Here is a 7,274-nt window from a genome sequence, read left to right as displayed (position 1 = left end):
GGGCCTATCTTTTTTTACCACAAGTGGGTCAACGCCTTACCTTGTCTAGCTTCTAACGGGGTTGTCACCCCCCCAGGCTAAAACAAACAATCTCAAAAACCCGCCCCCACCAACGGTAAATAGTATTAATTAGCTGTGACGCAGGGGAATTTCTATGTAAATTTTAGTACCTTTACCGGGTTCCGAAAAACACCTTAACTCTCCTTTGTGCTGCTCTACAATTATCTGATAGCTGAGAGCAAGTCCCGAGTAGATGGGTGGTTCCGCAGGGTGGGCAACCAAAAAGGCCTCAGAAAGTTGCGCTGTGATATCTTTGCTAATTGCCATGTCGTTATCAGCAATCTCAATAGAAATTCGCTCAGCATCGACCACCTGAGTGCTAATCAAAATCACAGGCTTAAATTTGATTGATTCCAACTCTGCCAGCTCTTGAGCAGACTCTTCCAAAATATCGATCGCGTGATTGATGATATTCAGAAAAGCTTGATTTAGCAGACCTGCATAACACTCAATTTGTGGCAAATTGCCGAATTCTTTCATCACCTTGATGTCTCGCCTTCCCTCGCGAGCCGGCAAGCGGTGCTGTAACAACAACAGAGTATTTTCTAAACCGTCGGAAACATCGAATAACTGCCAGCCCGATCGATCGCTGCGGGAAAAATCCTGTAGCGACAAGATTATTTGGCGGATGCGATCGCTCCCGGTACGCATGGAACTCACAATTTTTAATAAATCGTCCAGAACGAATTCCACATCCATATCTTGCTGCTTTTGCAGGATTTCATCTCCGGGAGTGACTAGCTCTTTTTGATACAATCGCAGCAGTTGAATTAAATCGGTCGCGTAGCTTTGGACGTGAGTTAGATTGCTGTAAATAAAAGTAATTGGGTTGTTAATTTCGTGGGCTATCCCAGACACCAGTTCGCCCAAACTCGACATTTTTTCATTTTGCAGCATTCGATCGCGCGACAGATCCAATTCTTGCTGGGTTAACTCCAACCGCCCCCTCAACTCGTGCGATCGCTTAGACGCGCGCACCCGCGCCAATAATTCCTGCTTAACTATCGGTTTAAACAGAAAATCGTCAAAGGGCGCATCCAATTCTTGAATTTCATCAAATTGCTCCGGTGTTGTCAGCAGAATAAAATAGGCTGCCGCCAATTCTCGTGAAGCGAAGCTATCCCGTAGGGAATCGGCTTTCACCAGCCTGCACACCTCCAAAAAGTTGATTTGAGGCGAAGTCCCGTCGCAAATTATCGCTTCGGGGGAAAATTCCTTCGCCAAGTCTAAACCCTCCTTGTCGTCGGGAACGACTCTCACCTGATGTCCCTCTTGGCTGAGTAACTCTTGGACAACTTGAAAAGTCACAGTATCCGCGATGATCGCCAGAATCTTTGCCATACTTCTACCACCTCCACAAATTACTTTTTAGGATACAACCGCCCGAATTGCGCTGACAGATTTAAACTTCCAAAAGAGTTCAATTTCACCAAAAAACAGCCCATCCCTGCTCCCTCAAAACCAAAAATAGCTCATACCATTTTAGATTTTATATTTTAGAGTAAAAAATTGGTAATGACTTACTGTATAATAGGTGGGAGCTTGCCTAAAGTTGCATATTTTTTGGGGACTGGTATCACGAGAAGGTATAATTTTAGACGGGTAATGCAAAAATGCAAATTTTCTCCTTCGTAATTAATGTTACATCAGAGCTTGCGGTCGAAAGACTGCTGAGGGCGATCGCAGATACTTTCTCAAATTGCCCCAGGAAACAATAAAAAACTTTAAAATCAATTAATAGTATCGTTAAATTCACCTTCTCGGTCAGCGCCTGGGAATGCCAATTACCAACACCACCTCAACTTTGATTCAAGCCGAAACACTAGAACTATTAGAATGGCCGCGCCTGTGTCAGCACTTGGCTACCTTCGCTGCGACCAAACTCGGCGTCGCCGCCGCCCTAGACCTCGCAATCCCGGCAACTCAAGCTCAAACAGCAGAACTCCTCGCCCAAACTCAGGAAACTTATCAGTTAGAGAGCCGCGCTGGCGGTGCTTTGAGTTTTGAAGGAATCCAAGATATCGGCACTTCCCTGCAGCGAGCCGAACTCCAAGGTTTGCTCAGCGGCGAAGAATTGCTGGCAATTGCTACTACCCTCGCCGGAGCAAGGCAATTGCGCCGGATAATTGACTCTCAGCCAGATGTGCCGACGCTCAAAGAACTGGCAGCCCAATTGCGGACTTATCCTGAACTAGAGCAAGAAATCCATCGCTGTATAGACGATCGCGCTCAAGTAGCAGACAGAGCCACTCCTAAATTAGCAGGAATTAGAGTTCAAATGCGACAGTTGCGCGATCGCATTTATCAAATATTGCAGGGGATTTTGCAGCGCCAATCCAACGCCGTACAAGAACAGCTAATTACCCAAAGAAGCGGACGCTTTGTCATTCCCGTCAAAGCTCCCCAAAAAGATGCCATACCGGGCATCGTTCATGACTCCTCGGCTAGCGGCGCGACACTGTACGTAGAACCCCACAGCACAGTTAATCTTAACAACCAAATGCGGCAGTTGCTCAGGCAAGAACAAGCTGAAGAAGAAGCAGTCCGCCGCGTCCTCACGGAGCAAGTCGCAGCAGTAAAACCTGATTTAGACAGATTGGTGGTGGTAGTTACAACTTTAGATTTAGCAGCAGCTAAAGCGCGTTATAGTTTTTGGTTGCAAGCAAATCCGCCGAAATTTATCGAATTGGGAGAGCCAGAATTAGCACCAAAAAATCCCGAAAAAGAAGATGAGGAAAAAGAAGAAAAAGAAGATGAGGAAAACTCAGAAAACAGTCAATTATTAATTCGCAACCTGCGATCGCAAATTACCCTGCGCCAGTTGCGCCATCCTTTATTAGTTTGGCAGCAGCAATACGAGCAAGGCTTTCCAGTCGTGCCGGTGGATTTAACGATCGGGCCGCACATCCGCGTCGTCGCCATCACAGGCCCTAACACTGGCGGCAAAACTGTCACCCTCAAAACCTTGGGATTGGCAGCTTTAATGGCGAAAGCAGGAATGTTTGTTGCCGCCCGCGAACCAGTAGAATTGCCTTGGTTCGACAATATTTTGGCCGATATTGGTGACGAACAATCTTTACAGCAAAGTTTGTCTACTTTCTCCGGTCATATCCGCCGCATCAGCCGCATTTTAGAAGTTTTACACAATAAATCGCAGGCTGAAGGGGAAGAAAATTCAAACCTTCCAATTACTAATTCTCAACAGCAAGATCAGGAATTGACAGATACACAGAAGACTGTTTCTGCTCTCCCAATCCTCAAACCTAAATTACAAATTCCCCAACCCCAAATCCCAATTACCAATTCCCAATTAGCAATTCCCAAATCTTTAGTTTTGTTAGACGAAGTAGGAGCGGGGACAGACCCCTCAGAAGGCAGTGCATTGGCGATCGCCCTGTTGCAATACCTCGCCCAACATTCCCTATTAACAGTTGCAACTACCCACTTTGGCGAACTCAAAGCCCTCAAATATCAAGACTCCCGCTTTGAAAATGCCTCAGTAGAATTTGACGACAATTCCATGCAGCCAACCTATCGCTTGCTGTGGGGAATTCCCGGACGTTCCAACGCCCTCACCATTGCCAAAAGACTCGGTTTGCTAGCATCCATAGTCGAAGAAGCTCAAACCTATGTCGGGGGAGCCTCTCAAGATGTTAATCAAGTGATTGCTGGACTCGAAGCACAGCGCCGGAAACAGGAAACCAAGGCCAGAGAAGCAACTCAACTGCTACACCAAACCGAAAAACTGCACAGAGAAGTTTCTCAAAAAGCAGCGGCTTTGCAAGAGCGGGAGCGAGAACTAAAAATAGCTCAGGAAGTGGCAGTAAATGAGGCGATCGGGTCGGCAAAATCCGAAATTGCTCAAATCATTCGTCGCTTGCAGTCGGGCAACCAGACGGCTCAGAATGCCCAACAAGCGACAGATACTTTAAATCAAATTTCCCAAAAACATCTGCCCTCGCGGCAACAACCGGCTAAACCCAAACCGAGTTTTATGCCAAAAGTGGGCGATCGCATCCGCATTCCCAGCTTGGGCCAAACCGCCGAAGTGCTCAGCGGCCCCGATGCTAACGAAGAGTTGAGCGTCCGGTTTGGAATTATGAAAATGACTGTCAAACTGGGAGAAATAGAATCCCTAGACGGTCAAAAACCGGAAACTAAAGCTCAATTAGCCAAGGTAGCAGCCCAAGCACAAGCACTCGCTACGGCTAAAGCTAAGCAAGCAGCGGCAGAACCTGCAAAACCCAATCCCGAAATTGCCATTCGCACTGCTAATAATTCGATCGACTTACGGGGTGCGAGAGTCTCAGATGCAGAAATCGAAATAGACAGAGCTCTTTCCAAGGCCGTGGAATACGGAGTGCTATGGATAATTCACGGCAAAGGTACGGGACAGTTGCGGCGCGGGGTTCACGAGTTCCTCGCGAATCACCCGCAGGTTTCCCGCTTTGAACTCGCCAGTCAAAAAGAAGGAGGTGGAGGTGTGACGGTGGTTTATTTACATTGATTTGTGGCACCCGGTGGCGTAGCATGGTTAAAAGTAAAAATCTCTGGGTTTTGCGGATTGCGATCGATCGAACTTGAAGCCGCAACTTTTAGCCCGCAACTCCGTCCAGCAGTTAGGATTGCCGGAATCAAAGCAACGAGCTATGGAGACAAATTAACAGATGTGCTGTTGCCCACAGGCCGCAAAGCTTTAATCACTGCATACTGTTTGATATCCTGCCTCAACCAGTCTTAATTTCCCGTGCTGAAGCCATGCGCTCGACCGTAAAGCCCTCCGCTCCCACAAACGAAACGGGCCCATCTCCCAACTGGGAAGAATTGACCCAAAAAGCACCAGAACCTACCCAGTTGGACAACATTAAAGCCCAACTGGATTTAGTGCTGTTAGCCCTAGAAGCACTGGCAGAAATTGGCTCAGAGGCGATGCTCAAGGTAGCAGCCGAACTGAATTTAGAGCCAATGGTAGCCGATCGGGTAGCTTTGTGGCGGCTGCGACAGTCTAACCCGCTGCGGAAAGGCCAGGGAGGGCGCAAAAAACTCGATGTGGAGGAAGCTCGATCGCTCGTTTTGATAAGCTGTCATTTGGCAAAACAGCACCAAGCTTTAATCCGCCGCGCTGTTGCTTTGCTCGAACAAATGGCTGAGCAAAACCGCGAACCTCACACCATCGCTTTGTTGGGAGATTATATTGACAGGTTCAGCAACACTTATGGCTCGCGCATGGAAGATGCAGAAAATTTATCGGCACGAGAACTGACTGATTTGGCCCTCAAACTCCTGATCGATTTGCTGTTTTACAGCAGTCCCGGCGGCCACCGCCGCCTCTGGCTGGCTCTTCTAGACCGCGCTAAGAATTAAACAACGGTCAGTAGTCAGTAGTCAGTAGTCAGTAGTCATCAGTCAACAGTCAACACTCAGCAGTCAACACTCAGCAGTCAACACTCAGCAGCCAACAGTCAACAGTCAACCGTCAACAGTCATCAGTCAGCAGCCAACAGTCAACAGTCAACAGTCAGCAGCCAACAGTCAACAGTCAGCAGCCAACAGTCAACAGTCAACAGTCAACAGTCAACAGTCAACAGTCAACAGTCAACAGTCATCAGTCAACCGTCAACAGACTTCCTGCTATGGTTCTCAAACGGTACACGCCCCCCACTTGCACGCTGGAAATCACAGCCAAAAGTTCGCCTCTATCTCGCTGGGCGGGCCAACCGGTGTTTAAATCTTTAAGTTTCGAGCTGCGACTCGACGACCCCAGGCTGCCAGATAACGAACACGTTACTCTCAGGGGCGATCGAATTCAACTCGAAACTCTGCACGAAGCTGTCAGCAACTACGTCCAAAACTTGCTCGGCGCATCCCGCGATTGGGACAGCAACCTCAACGCTCAAACCGGCCGTATCCCTGCGGGCCCAGACTCGCCAGAAGCCGCGCGTAATGCCGTTATATTCGATCGAGCCGTCAACACTTCCGAACTAGCGAATTCCAACCCCTACTCCCTCCCAACTTCCTACCTTCCGGTTCCCCCCCGCTTAGAGCCCCGCGGCTTGCTTGCCCACAACTTGTTTTTAGGCTCTTTGAGCGCCGCAGAATCCGGGCCAGTAGTTCCCTTGAGCACCCTGCAACTGTTTGACTTGGCCACAGCACTAGATGACTGCGCCGCCGAAGTGATGGCGCTTCCCAACCTCAACCGTGAGTCCCGACGGCCGCTGTCCTCACCCTGGCTCAAGGTGGCCGCAATGCTGGTCGCCAGCGCGGGCCTGACGACAGGAATTATCAAAATGCTCGATCGAACCGCCACCTCCCCGCAAACCGCCACAGGCCCCGATCCAGGACAGCCCCAGCTAGCTGCCGGCATCTCCCCCAGTCCTGTTCCTGCCCTACCCACACCCCCAGCACCAACACCTGCAGCCACACCCGGTTTACCACCGCTGCCGCCCCCGCCCATCAACACCGCCGCCTCCCCCAGCCCCAGCTTGCCCCCCATCGCCCTCGCCCCAACTCCAGCCACCAACAGACCCAGCCCTATCCAGCAGCCACCCCTGCTATTTTCCAACGGCAGCGCAGCCAGCGCCCCACAGAGCGCCCCAGCATTCCCTCAAGGGCAAACAATCACAATTCCCGCCCCCGAAGAACCACCCATTTCCGCCCCCCAAGCACCCGCACCAGTACCCTACGTGCTGCCCCCCCTACCGCCGAGACTAGCTCCCGCCGTACCTCCCCCCCTGCCGCCCTCCCTGTCTGCTTCCCGATTTCCCGTTCCCCCGCCCCAAACCTTCCCCAGCCCCATCGAGCCGATTGTCCCCCCCGCCAGTACCGAACTCCCAGCCCTTGAGGATGCTCAACCAACCACCGAGTCCGAGGACAACAACCAGGCCGCGGCCAGCCGAAAAAACCGCACTTTATTTGATACAATTCCTCAAGTTTCAGAAGCTAGAACTTACTTTGAGGAACGCTGGAAGCCTCCTGAAGGAATGGAACAAACTTTGGAATACAGCGTGCTGATCGATGAAAATGGATCAATTCAAAGTATTGTCCCGATGGGAAAAGCAGCAGCAGATTATATCGAGCAAACTAATATGCCATTAGCCGGCGAGCCGTTTGTTTCTGCCGTTTCTAATGGAAAAAACCCGAAAATTCGAGTTGTTTTACGACCGAACGGTCGAGTACAAACCTTTTTGGAAGAGAGTGATTAAACACTCTCAAAC

The 7,274-nt window shown here is 50.0% G+C and carries 5 protein-coding genes; 4 read left to right on the top strand and 1 reads right to left on the bottom strand.

Going from position 1 to position 7,274, the window contains the following annotated elements; genetic code table 11:
* Positions 1-129: 129 nt before the first annotated feature.
* Entirely contained in the window at positions 130-1,401 is a 1,272-nt protein-coding gene (locus QUA74_RS22475) for an ATP-binding protein (protein WP_333333639.1), read from the bottom strand.
* A gap of 463 nt (positions 1,402-1,864) precedes the next feature.
* Between QUA74_RS22475 and QUA74_RS22470 the strand changes: the two genes are divergently transcribed.
* The 4 genes from QUA74_RS22470 (at position 1,865) to QUA74_RS22455 (ending at position 7,262) form a co-directional block, all read left to right on the top strand.
* A complete protein-coding gene (locus QUA74_RS22470) occupies positions 1,865-4,567 on the top strand; it encodes an endonuclease MutS2 (RefSeq protein WP_333333641.1) in 2,703 nt (900 codons plus the stop codon).
* A 3-nt stretch (positions 4,568-4,570) separates the two neighbouring features.
* Positions 4,571-4,801 carry a hypothetical protein gene (locus QUA74_RS22465; RefSeq protein ID WP_333333637.1) on the top strand — a complete coding sequence of 77 codons (231 nt, stop codon included), beginning with the start codon at positions 4,571-4,573 and terminating at the stop codon, positions 4,799-4,801.
* Between the two features lie 17 nt (positions 4,802-4,818).
* A complete protein-coding gene (locus QUA74_RS22460) occupies positions 4,819-5,424 on the top strand; it encodes a DUF3038 domain-containing protein (RefSeq protein WP_333333636.1) in 606 nt (201 codons plus the stop codon).
* A 269-nt stretch (positions 5,425-5,693) separates the two neighbouring features.
* Positions 5,694-7,262, top strand: coding sequence for a DUF4335 domain-containing protein (locus QUA74_RS22455; RefSeq protein ID WP_333333634.1), 1,569 nt, complete (start codon positions 5,694-5,696; stop codon positions 7,260-7,262).
* Positions 7,263-7,274 lie beyond the last annotated feature (12 nt).

This window comes from Microcoleus sp. LAD1_D3 (assembly GCF_036702135.1).
Classification (GTDB): domain Bacteria; phylum Cyanobacteriota; class Cyanobacteriia; order Cyanobacteriales; family Microcoleaceae; genus Microcoleus.
This window is presented reverse-complemented; position numbering and strand designations above follow the sequence as displayed.